Origin of the sequence: Aestuariibaculum lutulentum, assembly GCF_032926325.1 — a bacterium.
In the GTDB taxonomy this organism is placed as follows: Bacteria; Bacteroidota; Bacteroidia; order Flavobacteriales; family Flavobacteriaceae; genus Aestuariibaculum; species Aestuariibaculum lutulentum.
The window spans coordinates 2,458,243-2,476,784 of sequence record NZ_CP136709.1; the positions used below are offsets into that span (position 1 = coordinate 2,458,243).

At 35.4% G+C, this 18,542-nt stretch carries 17 protein-coding genes; 5 read left to right on the forward strand and 12 right to left on the reverse strand.

Annotated elements, in window-relative coordinates:
* Nucleotides 1–122 precede the first annotated feature (122 nt).
* Nucleotides 123–2,258 (forward strand): glycoside hydrolase family 2 protein, encoded by a 2,136-nt coding sequence (locus R1X58_RS10510; protein WP_240572700.1) that lies wholly within the window; start codon nt 123–125, stop codon nt 2,256–2,258.
* Nucleotides 2,259–2,334: 76 nt separating this feature from the next.
* On the opposite strand, the gene R1X58_RS10515 is transcribed toward R1X58_RS10510, so the two are convergent.
* The 4 genes from R1X58_RS10515 to R1X58_RS10530 form a co-directional block, all read right to left on the reverse strand.
* Nucleotides 2,335–3,063, reverse strand: a complete 729-nt coding sequence (locus R1X58_RS10515; protein WP_240572701.1) for a head GIN domain-containing protein — start codon at nt 3,061–3,063, stop codon at nt 2,335–2,337.
* Nucleotides 3,064–3,165: 102 nt separating this feature from the next.
* Nucleotides 3,166–4,992, reverse strand: coding sequence for a PspC domain-containing protein (locus tag R1X58_RS10520; protein WP_240572702.1), 1,827 nt, complete (start codon nt 4,990–4,992; stop codon nt 3,166–3,168).
* A complete protein-coding gene (locus tag R1X58_RS10525; RefSeq protein WP_240572703.1) occupies nt 4,985–5,329 on the reverse strand; it encodes a PadR family transcriptional regulator in 345 nt (114 codons plus the stop codon). The genes R1X58_RS10520 and R1X58_RS10525 overlap by 8 nt, the downstream gene beginning before the upstream one ends.
* 93 nt (nt 5,330–5,422) lie before the next feature.
* Nucleotides 5,423–5,860: a DUF4870 domain-containing protein gene (locus R1X58_RS10530; RefSeq protein WP_240572704.1), complete on the reverse strand. Its 438-nt coding sequence runs from the start codon at nt 5,858–5,860 to the stop codon at nt 5,423–5,425.
* A gap of 146 nt (nt 5,861–6,006) precedes the next feature.
* Between R1X58_RS10530 and R1X58_RS10535 the strand changes: the two genes are divergently transcribed.
* Both R1X58_RS10535 and R1X58_RS10540 read left to right on the forward strand, forming a co-directional pair.
* Entirely contained in the window at nt 6,007–6,462 is a 456-nt protein-coding gene (locus R1X58_RS10535) for a DUF4442 domain-containing protein (RefSeq protein ID WP_240572705.1), read from the forward strand.
* 71 nt (nt 6,463–6,533) lie between these two features.
* Nucleotides 6,534–7,334 carry a TIGR00266 family protein gene (locus tag R1X58_RS10540; RefSeq protein WP_240572706.1) on the forward strand — a complete coding sequence of 267 codons (801 nt, stop codon included), beginning with the start codon at nt 6,534–6,536 and terminating at the stop codon, nt 7,332–7,334.
* A gap of 50 nt (nt 7,335–7,384) precedes the next feature.
* On the opposite strand, the gene R1X58_RS10545 is transcribed toward R1X58_RS10540, so the two are convergent.
* Nucleotides 7,385–10,339, reverse strand: coding sequence for a T9SS type A sorting domain-containing protein (locus R1X58_RS10545; RefSeq protein ID WP_317292973.1), 2,955 nt, complete (start codon nt 10,337–10,339; stop codon nt 7,385–7,387).
* Nucleotides 10,340–10,827: 488 nt separating this feature from the next.
* On the opposite strand from R1X58_RS10545, the gene R1X58_RS10550 reads away from it, so the two are divergent.
* On the forward strand, nt 10,828–11,025 hold the full coding sequence (locus R1X58_RS10550; protein WP_188217438.1) for a hypothetical protein: 198 nt from the start codon (nt 10,828–10,830) through the stop codon (nt 11,023–11,025).
* Nucleotides 11,026–11,058: 33 nt separating this feature from the next.
* Here the strand turns inward: R1X58_RS10550 and R1X58_RS10555 are convergent, their stop codons facing one another.
* The gene (locus R1X58_RS10555; protein WP_240572708.1) at nt 11,059–12,006 is read right to left on the reverse strand and encodes a LysR substrate-binding domain-containing protein; all 948 of its coding nucleotides are present in this window, start codon (nt 12,004–12,006) and stop codon (nt 11,059–11,061) included.
* 119 nt (nt 12,007–12,125) lie between these two features.
* Between R1X58_RS10555 and R1X58_RS10560 the strand changes: the two genes are divergently transcribed.
* Nucleotides 12,126–12,596 (forward strand): Dps family protein, encoded by a 471-nt coding sequence (locus R1X58_RS10560; RefSeq protein ID WP_240572709.1) that lies wholly within the window; start codon nt 12,126–12,128, stop codon nt 12,594–12,596.
* A gap of 80 nt (nt 12,597–12,676) precedes the next feature.
* Here the strand turns inward: R1X58_RS10560 and R1X58_RS10565 are convergent, their stop codons facing one another.
* From R1X58_RS10565 to R1X58_RS10590, 6 genes are all read right to left on the reverse strand, one after another.
* Entirely contained in the window at nt 12,677–13,099 is a 423-nt protein-coding gene (locus R1X58_RS10565; protein WP_240572710.1) for a DUF2141 domain-containing protein, read from the reverse strand.
* A 109-nt stretch (nt 13,100–13,208) separates the two neighbouring features.
* On the reverse strand, nt 13,209–14,540 hold the full coding sequence (locus R1X58_RS10570; protein ID WP_240572711.1) for a DUF58 domain-containing protein: 1,332 nt from the start codon (nt 14,538–14,540) through the stop codon (nt 13,209–13,211).
* Between the two features lie 20 nt (nt 14,541–14,560).
* Nucleotides 14,561–15,616 carry an AAA family ATPase gene (locus R1X58_RS10575; protein WP_394804323.1) on the reverse strand — a complete coding sequence of 352 codons (1,056 nt, stop codon included), beginning with the start codon at nt 15,614–15,616 and terminating at the stop codon, nt 14,561–14,563.
* A 14-nt stretch (nt 15,617–15,630) separates the two neighbouring features.
* Nucleotides 15,631–16,836 carry a DUF4350 domain-containing protein gene (locus R1X58_RS10580; RefSeq protein ID WP_240572713.1) on the reverse strand — a complete coding sequence of 402 codons (1,206 nt, stop codon included), beginning with the start codon at nt 16,834–16,836 and terminating at the stop codon, nt 15,631–15,633.
* Nucleotides 16,836–17,558: a hypothetical protein gene (locus tag R1X58_RS10585; RefSeq protein WP_317292974.1), complete on the reverse strand. Its 723-nt coding sequence runs from the start codon at nt 17,556–17,558 to the stop codon at nt 16,836–16,838. Before R1X58_RS10585 ends, R1X58_RS10580 begins: the two co-directional genes overlap by 1 nt.
* Nucleotides 17,555–18,538, reverse strand: coding sequence for a stage II sporulation protein M (locus tag R1X58_RS10590; RefSeq protein ID WP_240572715.1), 984 nt, complete (start codon nt 18,536–18,538; stop codon nt 17,555–17,557). Before R1X58_RS10590 ends, R1X58_RS10585 begins: the two co-directional genes overlap by 4 nt.
* Between the last annotated feature and the right edge of the window lie 4 nt (nt 18,539–18,542).

The window sequence follows — 18,542 nt, forward strand, 5'->3', positions numbered from 1 at the left end:
TTTGAACCTTTATTTAAACATGCGTTTTAATTGATTAAAATGAAACCTTAGTTTGATAGAAATGTCTACCACATCAACTTAATAATATTCTTTTTTTGTAAGTAACTAGTCTTAATAAAATAATGAATTACAAAAAAGGAAAATTGAAAAGGGAAATTATCACATTCCTATTAGTTATTTTAATAACGCAATTAGGGATTTCACAAACCGGTAGAAAAGTAGAATCGTTTAATGAAGGATGGCAGTTTAAAAAAGGACCATTTACAACAGACAACATAGCGTTTATGCAAGACTGGGATAAAAAGTGGACGGATGTAAAAATACCACATACCTATAATGCTAAAGATATGCAAGTTGAGCACGGTGTGTTTTACCAAGGCGAAGCATATTACAAAAAGTCCTTTTTAGTCGATGAAGCATTAAAACATAAGCGTCTGTTCTTAAAATTTGAAGGCGTTGGTCAGGTGGCTGATTTGTATGTTAATGGCGTGTTTGTTGGTAATCACAAAGGCGGATATTCAGCCTTTTCTTTTGAAATTACAAAAGCTGTAAATTTTGGTGAAGAGAATACTTTTGTGTTGAAAGTAAATAACGAAGCACGTCAAGATGTTATTCCTATAAACCATAATTTATTTGGTGTTTACGGCGGAATTCATCGTCCGGTTTGGTTAATAACCACTAATCAAATTAATATTGATGTCACCGATCATGCTTCAAATGGCGTGTATATCTCTCAGGAAGTCATAGATAATAAAAAGGCAAATGTTTCTGTAAAAGTGAAACTTTCAAGTAAACTGAAAAATCTTCAGCAGGTTAATTTAGAACATAAAATATATAATCAAGAAGGTAAATTAGTGACTAAAAAAGACGAAAAAGTTTCTCTAAGTCCGCAGGGTGTTCAAACATTTACAACATCATTAATCTTAAATAAACCTCATTTGTGGCAAGGCCGTAAAGATCCGTATTTGTATAAAGTGGTAACGGCCATTACTGAAGGAGCTATGGTTTTAGATGAAATTACTCAGCCTTTAGGAATTAGAAAAGTTGAGGTTGTTGCTGGTGAAGGCGTGTTTTTAAATGGAGAAAAATACCCGATGTATGGCGTGTGTCGCCATCAGGATTGGTGGGGTATTGGTAATGCCTTAGAGAAAGAACAACACGACATCGATTTAGAGATGATTATGGAAGTGGGAGTAACCACCGTACGTTTGGCACATTATCAGCAATCTGAATATTTTTATGCAAAATGTGATAGTTTAGGGTTATTGGTTTGGGCTGAAATTCCGTTTGTTAATCGTGTAAGCGGTCAGGAAAGCGATAATGCTAAGTCTCAATTAGTAGATTTAATTCGTCAAAATTATAACCATCCATCCATTTACGTTTGGGGACTTCATAACGAAGTGTATAAACCTCACGATTATACGGCCCAATTAACTAAAGAACTTCACGATTTGGCAAAATCTGAAGATCCGGGGCGCTTCACAGTTGCAGTAAATGGTTACGGGCACATGGATCATCCGGTAAATTTAAATGCAGATATTCAGGGAATGAACAGATATTATGGTTGGTATGAAGGCAAAGTGGACGGTTTAGACACATGGGCAAAGGGACTTCAGCAAAATTACTCGGAGTATAAAGTGATGCTTACCGAATACGGTGCAGGAGGAAACCCAAATCATCAAACCGAATTTTTGGGTGACACCTGGAATTATACACTGCCTTTTTATCCTGAAACCTATCAAACAAAAACTCATGAAATTCAGTATGGACACATAAAGAATAATCCAAATATTTTGAGTTCTTATGTGTGGAACATGTTTGATTTTTGTGTGCCAAAATGGAATAATGGTGGTATTGAAGCCCGCAATCACAAAGGATTGGTAACTTTCGATAGAAAGACTAAAAAAGATGCGTTTTACTGGTATAAAGCCAATTGGAGTAAAGAACCGGTTTTGTATTTAGCAGAGCGCCGAATGGTAGAGCGCGAAAAGCAAAAAACTAATATAAAAGTCTATTCAAATTTAGGCGAACCTAAAGTGTATTTAAACGGTACTTTGTTAGAAAATCCTAAAATGGGAACGACAGACGTATGTTATATTTTTGAAAATGTAAATCTTACAAAAGAGGGAAATACCATTAAAGCTGTAGCTGAAAAGGACGGTAACACATTTGAAGATGTTATAAAATGGAATTTTACTTCCGAAAAAACAAAGGACTATAACATAAAAGAAAACACAAAAGCACATGCTGGTTTTTAAGAGAATAGTGTTACAGAAAAAAGGCTTCACAAAAATATCGTGAAGCCTTTTATGTATATAAAGGGTTGGTTAGTGGCTATTGTTTTTTTACACTGCCAGAAGAACTACTGTTTTTGTTTACTTGTTCAGGTTCTCCTAAGTATTTAATATCGGCACCACTACTGGCATCAGCTGTTAATTCTTTTGAAGTGTTTACCGTAATATCAGCGCCGCTTGTGGCTTTCACCTGACTTGATTCTGCAATAAGGTTAGCACCTTTAAAATCACTTCCACTTGTCGATTCCACAATAAGTTTTTTCGTGGTTCCTGATACTTTTAAATCACTTCCGCTTGTGGTTTTACAGGTTAAACTATTCGTGTTAACATCTAGTTTCATGTCACTTCCGCTGGTTGATTCTAAATGTAAATCATTAACCATGATGGTATTGGTAGAATATACGTCGCTGCCACTGGTTGATTTGATACTTGAGATATCCGTAAAGCTCACCATTACTTTTTTAGATTTACATCTGCCAATGTTCTTTTCACAATGGATTTTTAAAGTACCATCAATAACTTCAGTAATAATAAGGCTTTGTAAATTTTCGTCGGCTTCTACAGTTACTCCTGTCTTGTCACTTTGTGTTAGGTAAACGTCAAGCCCTTCGGTGGCTTTAATCGTTGAGAAAGGTTCTGAAATGTTACGTTCTTCAGTTGTTACATTGCCATTGCCTTTTACTCCTGAGTTGAAGTTAATATCGAAATTGCAAGAGAATAGACTCAAGCTTAATATGGTGGTTACGATAATTTTGATTAGTGTTGTCATGACTGTTCGTTTTTTGATTGATTTATTTAGTTCAAATATCTGGTTTTATAGTTTTGATGAATAACTTAAATGATTGAACTGTTGTTTTTTGATGATGAATTGTTAATTGTTTTCTTCCTCGATTTCCTCTGAAGTGATATTAATGCCTGTTGAGTCGATTTTTACGCGGACATTTTCAGAATTGCCATTAATACCATTCTCGTCAATTTTTAAAATTTGTTTGTCTCCGGTTTTAATTTCAATACCCTTATCGTTAATTTTTACCTGAGGCATATCAATGTTAATTTCAATATCATTGTCTTCCTCTTCATCATTTTCTGTTTCACAAGTATCGCAAATAACAGTATCGTTGTTTATTGTTAAATAATGATTTACTTGATTAGAAGACACTATGTTGTTAGAATGCGTTCTGTAATTTAAAAACGATTCAGTGTTTTTGGTGAATTTAACTACGCTTCCAACTGGTAAATACAGCGTAATTAATACTTCCTGCTCACAGTATTTATTAGAAATTGGTGTGGTGAAGTATGGGTCTAAAATTAATTCATGACTATTAAAAGTATAGCTGTATTCAATATTTTTAGCGCGATCTAAAGCCTTTTCGTAATTTCTACCATCGGCACTTTTCTCTATACGGATAGATGCTAAACTATCAGTAGTTGACTTTACTTGAATTCTTAGATCTTTACTAAAGATGTTCTTCTTACCATCATGGTTAGTGGCTACTTTAAAGTCATTACTTCTGTAAAACGGATTTTTAAAAATATCGTTATCAGCAAAGCTTACCATTAAAGTGTCGGTTACAGTGTTTTCTAACGACATTTTTTCAATGTAGTGTTCGTTATAAGCATGCTCGCTCACTTCTTTAATCGTTATAATTGTTAGACCTATAATAGAAAACAGCCATAATCCTAATAACGATAACTTAGCAACTTTACCTATAGATTTCAGATTGGTAATTAGAATTCTTAATCCTAAATAAAATAGGAAGAAAAACGGAATACCAACGGCTAAGAAGGCAAGGACTGATGCCAACCAAACAGGAGTTCCTCCGGCATTTACAATGCCTACTAAATCTGTTCCAGGAATAACATCTATCGCCCCTAATGAAAACCATCCAATAATTAAAGCAATTAAGGTAGACGCTCCTATCAGGATTAAAATAAGACCGATAAATTTGGCTATAATCTTAAAGAAGAACATAATAACATCGGCAAGGGTATCGAAAAATGTTCTTGAACTCGATTTTATTTTATTGCCTTGCTTTTTTATGTCAACCTTCTTCGCAGCTCCCGATACCGAATCAGATACGTTTTTAGCTACATCAGAAACTGTTTCGCTTACCGAATCGAATCCGTCCTTAATTTTTTTTTCGATGTTGCTAATATTCACCGGTTCACCGGTCATCATTAGTTTTTCGGCAGTGGTTTTAGCTTCAGGAACTAATATCCAAAGTAAAATGTAGATAATTATACCTGTTCCAAAACCAGCGACTACTAATAAAATCCATGCTAAACGAATCCATATAGTATCTATACCAAAGTAATGAGCTAACCCAGCCGAGACTCCACCTATATAAGAATTGTCGGTATCTCTAAATAGTTTTTTGTTAGCTTTCGATTTGTTTGATGAAAAAGCTTGTGGCTCATCTTCGAATATTTCGTCGTCTACAAGATAGTCTTCCGGTTGCCCCATAATAGAGATTACCTCGTCTACCTCTTTATTGCCAATTACCTGTCTTTCGCTTTGCAAACGCTCACTAAATAGTTCGGCAATACGAGTTTCAATATCTGCAATAATTTCTGCACGTCCTTGAGAGTCGGTAAATGAACGTTTTATAGCCTCAAGATAGCGCTGTAATTTTAAGTATGCATCTTCATCAATATGGAAGAATATACCTGCTAAATTTATGTTGACTGTTTTATTCATTTTTGTTTGCTTTTGTGTTGGTTACTATGTTAACGGCGTTTTGTAATTCGCTCCAAGTGGTATCTAATTCTTTTAAAAATAATTTTCCTGTTTCGGTTAAACCGTAATATTTTCTGGGTGGTCCCGAAGTGCTTTCTTCCCAACGGTAATTAAGAAGTCCGGCGTTTTTTAGTCTTGTTAGTAGTGGGTAAATCGTGCCTTCTACCACAAGCAGTTTTGCGTCTTTTAAAGTGTCTAAAATTTCTGCTACATATGCATCGTCGTCTTTTAAGACCGATAGTATGCAGAATTCTAAAACGCCTTTACGCATTTGTGCTTTTGTGTTCTCTATCTTCATGTTCTAAAGCATTTTAAGGTTGTAAAACTGTTCATTTTTTGATTGATGTTTGATTGATGAAAACTGAAATAATTCAGTATATAATTGATGAAATTATTTTAAAAAATTAATGGTTAAAGGATATTGATAATACTCCCCATCTCTGGCTTTTAAGCTGGCAACGATAATAAAAACCAGTTCCATAATAAAGCCTATAACTGCAATGATTCCTAAAAATCCGCCAACAAATAATAGTGGTGAAGCTTTGTGAAAATCGAAATGGAAACCATCAAAATTGAAAATATTTATACCGCTAAAAATCTTAAAAACAAAAAATGGTATGGTTAAGGTTCCTAAAATAATGGCATATAGTAATATGCTTATTTGAAAGTTAATAGCCTGTTTGCCATGAGCGTCTATAAACTCCGACTTATCTTTATTCGTTATCCATAGGATGATTGGTCCAAGGAAATTTCCAAACGGAACTATAAACCTGCTGAAGGTTGATAAGTGGATGAATGTTGCGATGTTTTTTTGATGTTGGTCTAGCATGATTAAAAACATATAATAGTTTCTTATGCAAATATATGTCTTAAAACAGGTATTATGTTACGCATAGTACTTAAAATTAACAAAAATTTAACAAATTAAAATGTGCATTATTTTTATACCTTAGTAAAAACTAAACCTAAATATTCATGAGTATAACTCCCAGGAAATTAAATGCTTTTACTTTGTTTAAGCTGCCTTCAGCTTACTTTTGCGGTGTACGAACCAAGTATCTTGATGATAAAAAGTGTGTGGTTTCGGTAAAATATCGGTGGATAAATCAAAACCCATTTCGCTCTATGTTTTGGGCGGTACAAGGCATGGCCGCCGAACTTTCTACAGGAGCTTTAATGATTGATAAAATTCAAAATTCAGGAAAGAAGATCTCCATGTTGGTTACCTCTAATACAGCAGTTTTTACTAAAAAAGCAACGGGAAGAATCACTTTTACATGTTATGATGGGGCTTTAATTGATGACTGTTTACAGAAAGCAATTGAAACCGTTGAAGGGCAAACCGTTAAATTACGCTCGGTAGGATTGAATAGTGAAGGTGTAGAGGTTTCGTCTTTTGAATTCGAGTGGAGTGTAAAGGTTAAATCTTAATTTTTAAAAATTGTTGTAACAATTAAGCAAACAATTCAACCAATAAGCAAATCAAAAAACAAAAAGTAAAAATGACAGCGCACGAAATTGATTATAATATATACGGTGAAGAAATGCAGTATGTAGAAATAGAACTTGACCCGCAAGAGGCCGTTGTAGCCGAAGCAGGAAGTTTTATGATGATGGACGACGGTATTAAAATGGAAACTATTTTTGGGGATGGTTCCCAAAACGATTCCGGATTTTTAGGAAAAATACTTGGTGCCGGTAAACGTATATTAACGGGAGAGAGTCTATTTATGACAGCGTTCTATAATACTTTACCTGGAAAACGAAAAGTGTCGTTCGCTTCTCCATATCCAGGAAAAATTATACCTATAGATTTAACCGAATATCGCGGAAAATTTATTTGCCAAAAGGATGCATTTTTATGTGCCGCTAAAGGGGTCAGTGTTGGTATTGAGTTCTCTAAACGATTGGGGCGTGGATTTTTTGGAGGCGAAGGTTTTATTATGCAAAAACTGGAAGGCGACGGTATGGCATTTGTTCATGCTGGTGGTACCATGGCTAGAAAAGTACTTCAGTCGGGGGAGATTTTGCGAGTAGATACTGGATGTATTATCGGATTTACTCAAGATGTCGATTACGATATTGAATTTATTGGAGGTATAAAAAATACCGTATTTGGAGGTGAAGGTTTATTTTATGCAAAACTTCAAGGACCAGGAGTGGTATATATTCAATCTTTACCGTTTAGTCGACTCGCTGGTCGTGTTTGGGCATCGGCACCACAAGCAGGTGGAAAGGATAGAGGAGAAGGTAGTATTCTTGGAGGTTTAGGTAATTTACTCGATGGCGATAACAGGTTTTAATTGAACATCATAAAATAAAGGCTTGGAATTTCCAAGCCTTTATTTTTTATCTAGTATTTTATAAATTTTAATGCTTTCATGTTTTGTATGTTTGAAAGTTCTTTTAAAAAGTAAACACCATCATTCAAACTGGATAGTGAAATGCTTTCTGAATTTGAAATATTTACTTTCATAACCAATTGCCCTAAGGCATTGAAGATGCCTAAATTTGAAGTGTCATTGGGTAGGTTGTAAACTTTTAATAATTCTGAATTTTTATTGTAACTAATATACAGTTTGTTGCTATTATTTTCCTTAGTTTCCAAGGTTACATCTTCCTTAAAAGCAATTGAGAATCGATCTGCTGGGGTGCTTGAATCTAAATTTAAATTCACATCATTTTCTCTAAGATTGTAAAATGTATTTTGATAGCTATCAAATAGATAGATGTTTAAGTTGTCAGTAACGTTTTCCATTTTATGAATTGAAAATATATAGTTACCTGAATTCTTTATGCTAATATTTAGAGGTAACTTATCGTCAATGTTTATTTCAGGTAAAGCTTGAATGGATAAGGTTTTGCCGTCATCTAGTTTCCAAAGTAAATCGTTTTGTGAACTGGTAGCTATCGCATCATAGCCTTTATCATAGCCATACGTTGTGTTACTGTCATAGCCTAATCCTATAACTTTAGTATATCCACGGGGGTCTGTGAAAGAAAACCAGATTTTTGGTCTTTCATCTTCTGCAATTGTAGTTTTAGATTTTGTTGTTGTTTTATAAAAAACTGTTTCGTCTAGAGATTCTCTCGCAAAAGCGCGCTGTGCATTGTTGAAATTCAAAACCCCTGAATTATCAATATTCACAAAAAAACCTTGTCCAATATCAATATATCTTGTTGGTTCGGGTTTTGAAGTGCTTCCTTTCCCGCTTATTAAATCTGTAGAAGCAATAGCAGGAATTGACATCATTAAGGTATAAGTAGCATAACCTCCTTCATAATTTGCTAAAACATGACTATTGTTCGTGGAGAAGGATTCCCAGAATAAAAGTATTCCATCAATTACAGAAAGGTTGTCGTTTATAAACTGGTCAGCATCTAAAGTTGAAGGGTAAGGATTGCCGATTAATATATCGTTACCCGCAGTAACATTAAAATTATATTCACCATCATTAGGAAGTCCTCTGAAAATGTATTCTTGTTCCGGAGTAGAAGCTCCGGAACCTTTCATTGTGTAACCAAGACCAGGAATCATATTGGTGTTTGGATATATTTTTTTCCATGAATAGTAGTTTCCTGCCGTTCCATTAAAACTGTATAGCCAATATTTGCTTAAGGATATTGAGGTGGTTGTAGGATTTGCATTATACCCGCTTATAAAACTAACAACACCATTATTGTCTTCCAGATATGCAATTTTCCAAAAACCGTTTCTATTAACAGGAGCACTCCAGTAATTATAATTATATAAATTTGAGGTGCCTTGTTGTTGTATTTTTAGATACCCTGAACCTGAATTTGAACTCGTGTTTCTGTGGTTTTGTATAAGTTGAGCTTCGCCTAGAAGATTAAACAATCCGTTGATAGTAACCTTTTCCTCAACTTGAATTAATAGACCGTCCATAATATTCAAGATACCTCCCGATTCTATTTCGATTTCCCTAACATGAGTGTCAAAATAGATATCGGCCGAATTTACACCTGATTTAACTAGCAATTTATAACAGGAATCAGAATCGTCAGGTGCACTTGAAGGTCCGGAGCCATTATAAAACATGGTGCCATCCCAGACGATTTGATCAATGTATCGAAGTGTGAAATAATCATTGTTTTTAAAATCCACCAAAGTTGCTGAAGCCGTGTTTCCAGATATGGTTAAGTCAATAACTGATTCTGGTGAAGAAAAGTCACCATTATTATCAATAACAAGTTGTAAAGAACTACAACTTTGAAGTCCTGATAAATTCATTGAGCTTATATCAAAGGAAACAGTAACACTTCCTGCATTTTTAGATCGGCTAATACGCCATCTTGAATTTAGTTGTTCGGTATAATTGATTGTATTAGTTTCAAAATTATAGGAAGGATTTTCAAATTCTTCTCCCCAAAACAAATAATCACCTTTTGATAATTTTGAAGGATTGTTCATTCGAACAATACCAGTTCCTTGAGCATCTGTGTGCTCATCAAAGTTTCCATATTTCCCAATTCCAGCCACATGAAAATCAAAATTTCCATTTGCAGGAGTATCTTGGGTATAAAGATCGTAATTGTCTAAAGTCAGGTTATATTTCGCTGCTAAATAGTTGTCTATAATGATACGCTGTGTTTCATTAATTTTCTCTTTAAAAATGATTATTTCAGCCATATTACCTGAAAACCCATTAGTACCTGTGGTGTTACCTCCTAAATTAAAACGTTGGGTGGCGTAGGAGGTATAGGTTGAACTATTTTTTTCGTCACCAATCAAGGTTTCGTTTCTATAAAGCTGCTTTCCAGATGAAGGATGGGCATCGTACGACCAAATTGAATAATTGGTAAGTCCTGAAAGACCACTAACCTCAATTCGGGCATCAGATGTACAACAGGTCCCAATATCGTAGTATACAGATCCGTTCCAGGGAATATGTGCCGAAAATCTCGTGCTGTTTTCAAGAGGATCTGTAGTGTAAACAGCGGATTGTTGTGTTGTATTATCTGCTTTAGCCACTACAAAAGTCGAGGCTTGATTTGATATGAAGTTTGAACTGCTAAGCGTTAAGTCAGTGCGCAATCTGTTACTTCCGTTAAAATAAATTTCGTTAAAACCATTAAGACTTCCTGAAAGTAAGGTTGGTCTTTGGGTATCCGTTTCGTTTAAATCAAAATCACTTAAGCCTGCAGCATTAGTCCAGTTGTCAATTAAGTTACCAGTAGTAGAGATGCCGCTATCTGGGCGATACCACATAATTAAGTTTGAAGTCCCATCTGCAGAGCCAACACCACCAGGTCCTGTTTGCGCATATGTTAAATGAAAAAATGTCATAACGCCGACGAGCGTGAATAGTTTAAAAACATCCATAGATTTGAGAGAGGATTTAGTTTTTTGTTAATTAAATAGCAATTATTATGCGTACATAGTAATGTCAATACTACGCACGTTTAGACACGCTTATTTTAATGGCGGTCACATCATTTGTATTTTTAATTACAAAAAGTCTTTCTTATGTATCGATGTTTTTGATAATAGCAATTGTTGTTTTCATAAATTTTGAGAGATTGAGAGAATTATAGTGTAAATCTAATATTTTTTTTAATAAAATAAAATATTAACAATAAAGTTTGTAAAACCTTATGTACTGTGGGTTTTTGGATTTCTTAATTGTTAATAAACTAATAAACCGTTAAATTTTACACTTTATCGACCGCTATGTTTATTTTTTTATTATTTTTAAGTGTTTTAAATAACGATTAAAATAATGCCTATTAAGAACATCTACTTTAAAAGAATAAACTTAAAATCCCTAATAAATCATGGCAAGAGCAATGCTAGAGTATACTAAAACTATACTTAATAAAGTTAGTTTTGATGCTAACTTGTTTTGCAAAGAAGTACAAAAGGCGGTTGAGCGATTACTACCTTACGAGTTGGAAGAGCTCAAGATTTTCATTCAGTCTTTAATACAGCAAAACCCGGAATTGAATCAGTGTCTGGTATACTTAAAACCATAAAGAAAAGGCGACCGTAATTGGTCGCCTCTTTTTTTATTTTTTACTGGATGCTAACGGACTTATAATTTGTACGTCCTGAAAGGCAATAGCACCACGAACTACACCAAGAATAACATCTTGTAAGGCTTCTATTATCTGCATTTTCAGCTCACTTTTATGATAAATTAAACTTACCTCACGTGCAGGTGAAGGCTCTTTAAAGAAGTGTAAATTTTCTTTTTCTTTATCGTTAATATCTAAGGTATGTAAATAGGGAAGAAGGGTCATGCCTAAACCTTCATCAGATAGTTTTATTAAGGTTTCTATACTACCACTTTCTAACTGAAATTGCTCGTCCTGCTGGGTTTTAAATGCTTTACATAAGTTTAATACACCTTCTCTAAAGCAATGTCCGTCTTCCAGTAACAGCATATCGCTAACATCTAATTCTGCGATATCAATTTTTTTATTGGTGTGTAGTTTGTGGTTTTTAGGTATGTAAGATACAAAAGGCTCAAAATATAACACACGTTCCTTAATAGCATCATCTTCCAATGGCGTAGCTGCAATGGCAGCATCTAAATGTCCGTCTTTAATACGTGCTATTATTTCGTCTGTTGTTAACTCCTCAATTATTAGTTTTACTTTCGGGTGTCTTTTTATGAAATTCTTTAAGAACATAGGTAGCAGGGTAGGCATCACCGTTGGAATGATTCCTAATTTAAATTCACCTCCTATAAATCCTTTTTGCTGGTCGACAATATCCTGTATTCTGTAAGACTCGTTAACAATATTTCGCGCCTGAGTTACAATTTTTTTACCCACATCGGTTAGCTCAATTGGCTTTTTACTTCGGTCAAAAATCTGGATTGATAATTCGTCCTCCAGTTTTTGAATTTGCATACTTAAAGTAGGTTGGGTAACAAAGCATTTTTCGGCTGCTTTGGTGAAGTTTTGGTTTTCGGCAACGGCCAAAACATAGTATAATTGTGTTATTGTCATTAGGTATCAATTTAGGCTATAAAGATATAAAAACTATCAATAAAACTTATTGTTTGTTCGGCTTTTATAGAGTAAATTTGTAGTAAATACAAACGACAAATAATTAAAACATTTATATAATGACATTAAATAGTATTGGTTTAGATACCGTAAAAGCAAAAGAATTAGCAAACGATTTAAATCACCTTTTAGCTAACTTTCAAATTTATTATCAGAACCTTAGAGGAATACACTGGAACATTAAAGGGAAGCGTTTTTTCGATTTACATGTGAAGTTTGAAGAGTTATATACCGATGCTAATGCAAAGGTTGATGAGATAGCTGAACGTATTTTAACTTTAGGAGAAACACCATTCCATACCTTTGAAGATTATGCAGCTCATGCACAAGTACCGGTAGGTAAGAACATATCTCAGGATGAAAAGGCGGTAACATTAATTGTAGATTCGTTAACAGAGTTATTAAAAATTGAGCGTGATATTTTAGATAAAGCTGGTGAAGCTAATGATGAAGGTACCAACTCTATGATGAGTGATTTCATTACTGAGCAGGAAAAGACAGTTTGGATGATGAAAGCTTGGTTAAGCTAAATCTTCCGATTTTAGATTGATTATATTGTAAAAGCCCTCAGTTACTGAGGGCTTTTGTTTTTTTAATAGCGTCTTAATTATTAAAATCGAATAGCAAGTTTCAAATCTTCATCAGTAACTTTAAATTGTGCTAAGTGAAATTGTGGAGGACCAAAACTCATCGGGTTATTAGACATGCCATAAGGTTCCTGAGGCATACCGTTGGAATCAAAATCCATACGCTCATTATCGTTTTTATCGTGTAAAGCCATAATCGCATAATCGCCAGGAGTAACATTTTTAAAGGTTACTTTTACTTTGCCATCTTCTATTTTGCTTTTCAGAGTTTGAATACCTTTGCCTTTCATAAAAGTATCTTTGGTATGTAATCCTAATAAAACATGCCCCTCGTTAGAGGTTATATTATCGATGCTTACGGTAATACTGTGTCCTGTTTCTTCTTCTTGTCCGAAGCTTAATGTGGTAAATAAGACTAATAAAATAAGTGTTGAAATAGTTTGCATAATGACTTTTGTATTGGTTTGTGTATCAAAAGTCTATAATGAACTGGAGTAATTATAAAAGAAGTGACTCAATTGTGGTTTTAACCGGATGAATTGTGAAAACAGCATGTTACAATAAGCCTCTCGATTTTATCTCCAGATATTTATTAATGGTATCAATGGTTAAATTCTCAGGTGTAGTAAGGATGGAATAGATGCCGTATTTTTTTAGTTCGTTTACAATCAGTCGTTTTTCAAAATCAAACTTTTCGGCAATCACTTTATCGTAAACTTGCTGTACGGTTTCGGCTTTGTTTTTTATTAGGGTCTCCAATTCGGTGTTCTTAAAGAAAATAACCACTAATACATGACTTTTAGCAATGGCCTTAAGGTAAGGTAATTGTCGGTTTAAGCCATCCATAGTTTCAAAGTTGGTATACATTAACAATAAACTACGGTTGGTAATATGACGTTTTATATTGGCATACAATCTACTGAAATCGCTTTCAAAGAAATCGGTGTTGACGTTGTAAAGCGCTTCCAGGATCAGTTGCATTTGAGAGCTGCGACGCTCAGCAACTACCACATTATCTATACGCTTAGAGAACGATAGCATACCTGCTTTATCGTGTTTTTTCAACACCACATTACTAATGACCAGACTTGAATTGATGGCGTAATCTAACAGACTTAATCCATTAAAAGGCATTTTCATAATACGCCCTTTATCAATAATAGAATATACGGGTTGCGATTTCTCATCCTGAAACTGGTTAACCATAAGCTGGTTACGCTTGGCAGTGGCTTTCCAGTTAATAGTACGCAGGTCATCACCCATTACATAATCTTTAATCTGTTCAAATTCCATGGTGTGCCCCAGACGACGGACTTTCTTCAAGCCATATTCCAGAGAGTTTTTGTTGATGTTTAATAACTCAAACTTTTTAAGTTGTTTGAAACTCGGGTAGGTGGGCACCATAGCATCACTACTAAAGGTGAAGCGCTTGGCAACCAGGTTTAGAACCGAAGTCGCATAAATATTTAAACTCCCAAAATGATATTCACCACGTTCGGTAGGGCGTAACTTGTAGCTGATATTTTTTGAGCGCCTCGGTGCTACACGATGCTTAATTTTAAAATCGCGCTTTTGAAACTGCTCCGGAATTTCATCAATAATTTCCAGATGAATTGAAATTGGGTAATTATTTTTAATCTGAAGATTGACGGTATTATTATCACTGTTGGAAAACTTATCAGGAAGGATACGCTCGGCTTCAATTTTATGCTTTCCGATGAAAATCGTCAGGAAATCAATCACAAATAACAGGACCAGAACTAAAATAGATAACTGTGCTATATTGAATAATACCGGAATGAAATAACTTAAACCAAATAACACGACAATGCCAATGCCGGCATAGAAAAAACGAGGTTGTATGTAAAAGGGTTTAAAGAATTTCAATGTGCACTGGATTTATATATTTACCTTGGTATTTCTACCGTTTCAATAATTTGTTTGATAATTTGCTTGCTGGTAACTCCTTCCATTTCGCGCTCCGGCGTTACAATAACACGATGATGTAATACAGGTACCGATGCGCGCTTAATGTCTTCAGGTGTTACAAAATCGCGACCAGACATGGCAGCAAAGGCCTTACTAGCTTTTAGTATGGCTATAGAAGCTCTTGGTGAAGCACCCAGATATAAAAACGGATTGTTACGTGTAGCCACAATCAGTTCAGCGATGTATTTTAATAAATGTTGCTCTACAAGAACCTGACTCACCAAAGTCTGATATTTTACTATTTGTTCGGCGGTTAAAAATGATGTGATGGTTGCCGTTTTTTCTTTTTCTTTAAGGTCGTGCTCACGTACCAGAATTTCAATTTCTTCTTCCAGATTCGGGTAATCCACATCTATTTTAAACAGAAAGCGGTCTAATTGTGCTTCCGGTAATCGGTAGGTGCCTTCCTGTTCAACAGGGTTTTGTGTTGCTAAGACTATAAACGGCCCATCAAGACTATATTTATTACCATCGATGGTAATTTGTTGTTCTTCCATCACCTCAAACAGCGCTGCTTGTGTTTTGGCAGGAGCACGGTTAATCTCGTCAATTAAAATCATGTTCGAGAAAATAGGCCCTTTCTTAAACTCAAATTCCGACACTTTTAAGTTAAATACCGAGGTTCCTAAAATATCACTAGGCATTAAATCCGGGGTGAACTGTATACGACTAAACCCAACACTTAATGATTTGGCTAAAAGTTTTGCCGTTACTGTTTTGGCAACTCCTGGAACACCTTCAATTAAGGCGTGTCCTTTGGCTAATAGCGAGGCAATAAGCATATCGACCATATCTTTTTGACCAACGATGACCTTACCTACTTCGGCTTTAATGTTTTGCACACTGTTTTGTAATTCCGACAGGTCTAAACGGTTTTGAAACTCTAAGCCGTTAGTCTCTGCATTATCGGTAGTTTCTATTTGTGCGCCTGCGTCTTGTTTTGGTAAAAAGGCGCTGTGGTCTTGGGGTTGCATGTTTTCTTCCATAATTAGTAGTTGTAAAAGGCTTCGATATGCCTGTTTAACTTGATTAGGTTTTCTTCAAAAAACTCGTTTTTTGTTCTAAGCCAATTAATGTATTTAATCAGTGCTTTAATATCTTCTTTTTTCTTACCCGATTTCGATGCCAACCTGGAAACAAATTCATCGTCAAGAGTATCGGTATTGATATTATAATCGCTTCTTACTTTTTCTAAAAAGTACGTTATTTTTTTGTCAATCAGGTTTTTGTGATCTTGTGTTTCAAAATATAAATTAGAAACCGTTTTAACAAAGGCCACTGTGGTATTTTGTAAAGGTTTGATGATTTTAATTACGCGTTGTCGGCGTTTGGCGTTAAAAATCATGAACAGTAATGTAAAGATGAGTGCGGTATACCAGGCCCATCGGAAGGCGGTTTGCTCTAAAAACCAGCTGAGGTTAGAGGTTTTCTCCACTTCACCGTAATAGTTTTTTTGAATCTTGGTGTACGAGTCGAAGTAAATATCGGTATCGGGAAAATAGGAGAGGACTCCCTCAACATACTGGTAACGGTCATCCTTTAACAGGTTGTAATTAGTGAAAATCTTTGGTTCGGTATGAAGGAATACGGAACCACTTCCAAAAGGCACTTCAATAAAATTCACATGTTTATAGTCAATTTTTGAATAGCCCAGAATTTTACAGTTTATGGAATCAAAACGGGAGAAATAGTTGTCACCCACATTTCTGTCAATCTTAGTCGACTTTAAGGTTCTGTTTTCAAAAGATAAATAGGATATGCTGTCTTTTTCGTTGGCAATATAATCGATACTGATTTGCAGGGTGTCGTGTATTTTCTGCGGATACACATAATCGGAAATAAACAGGGTGTTGCCATCACTCACAAAACGCATCAGTTCATCAATGGAATCGTCCAGTAAATAATCAGAATTACCAATAATCATAAACGTCCCCCTGGCTATATGTTTGCCGTTGCCGTCTTCACTATTTACACTCAGGTAACTCGCCGGCTGATGGTACACCGTTCGAATCTTTTTATCTTTAAACAGGTTCGGTAATTCCTTATACAGAATACTTACTCCGTAGGGTTTGTTGCTCTTTTCGTTAAAGGATTCTTCCCAGTCTACCGTTTTGGTAGTACGTACCGAAAGCACAACCGATGCAGTAATGATCAGGACGACAATAATGAGGATAAATGGTAAGACTTTCTTCATTATTTCACCAGGTTTAACAGGGTTGTAAAATTGCCTTTGGCTTTGTTGTACTGGGCTTCGTTTACCGGAAATTTACCGTACCAGATGTAGTTGTATAAATAGGAAGTGTAAGCAAAGTTGTCGCTGAAAGGGGTGTTACTCATTTCATTCAGGTACTCGCTATTGGTCTTGTCGTCTTCAAACTTAATATGGTTTTTTAAGCTCAGATTTTTCAATACCAGCAGGTAGAAATAGCGAATAGCCAGTCGGTAGTCGCCAAGGTCTTCCGCCTGTTTAATCAATAGACTGATATCGGTATGCTCAATGTTTTCAGAGGTAATCTCCTGATGATGTGCAATGTTTCGGTTTTGTTTCGACTGAAACCAGCCATTGCCACCTTCCTTAAATAATACGTAAACCAAACCAATGACGGCCAAAGCAATCGCGATGTAGAATATAAAGCGCAGCGGCCCTAAATTCATATTCAGGTAATTGTCGTTATTCTGTTCTTTAACCTTAACCTTTTGCTCTTTATAATCCACATATTCACCTGAACCTTCCTGTGTATGGCCTACTATATCAATACCTTCATAATTAAAAGTATCGTCACTATATCGTTCCTTAAAATTTTCATCAAATTCGCGTTCCTGTTTCGGCTCCTGTACAGGTAATCCCGTAACGGTTTGATAGCAGTAAAGCATCAAAACAAGTAGCGTGTAAATATGTAAACGTTTTAATATCAAGGGCGATTTAATATGAGGCTTTGGGTAATTTGTTTCTGAATTTTAAACGGATATATCAGGTAATAGTAGGTAATGATGCTTAGCGTGGTTAAAATAATGCCTACCGACAGCCAATGCGGCATAATGTTGCTGTAACGGGTAATAAAACCTTCCAGAAAGCCTGCCGAAAAGGTAAACGGAAAGGTACTGATGAGAATCTTCACACCGGTTTTAGCCCCTTGTTTAAACGAGGTCATGCGGCTATAGGTATTGGGGAATAGAATACTTGCCCCAAGAATTAATCCGGCGGCGGCTTCAATAATAATGGCGAAAATTTCCATAGCGCCGTGAATCCAGATACCTCGAACACTCTCCCAGAATACGTCTTTTTCGTAAAAGAAATACTGAAACGAGCCCAGCATGATGCAGTTTTTAAACAGGATATATATGGTGCCAATACCACCAAACACCCCAAGAATAAACGAGATAATCCCCACTTTCAGGTTGTTTATGGTAATACCAATAAAACTCCCCCAGTTACTGCCGCTTTTATACACAGCTACCGGGTCGCCGGCTTCAATATTTTCTATAGACATGTTTACGTAATCGTCGCCCAGAATGGAACGTACAAATTCACCATCGTTGGCAGCCGATATGGCTCCAATAAAGGTAAAGGCAAAAAAGATGATGAAGGCCACATAAATAAACTTGCGGTACTGGTAGCAGATTAAAGGGACTTCGGTTTTCCAGAAACTCACCAGTCGATTGCTGTCTTCGCGTTTGGTTTTATAAATTTTCTGAAAAGCTTTGGCGGCCAGCTGGTTTAAATAAACAATTACCTTACTTTTGGGGTAATAGGTTTGTGCGTAAGCCAGATCGTTAATTACATGAATGTATTGAGAAGCCAGTTCGTCTGCATCTTTAAAGTCATTATTAAAGATGGCTTTTTCGAAAGCTAACCATTTTTCTTTATTTTGCTTGATGAATGAAACTTCTCTCATATAG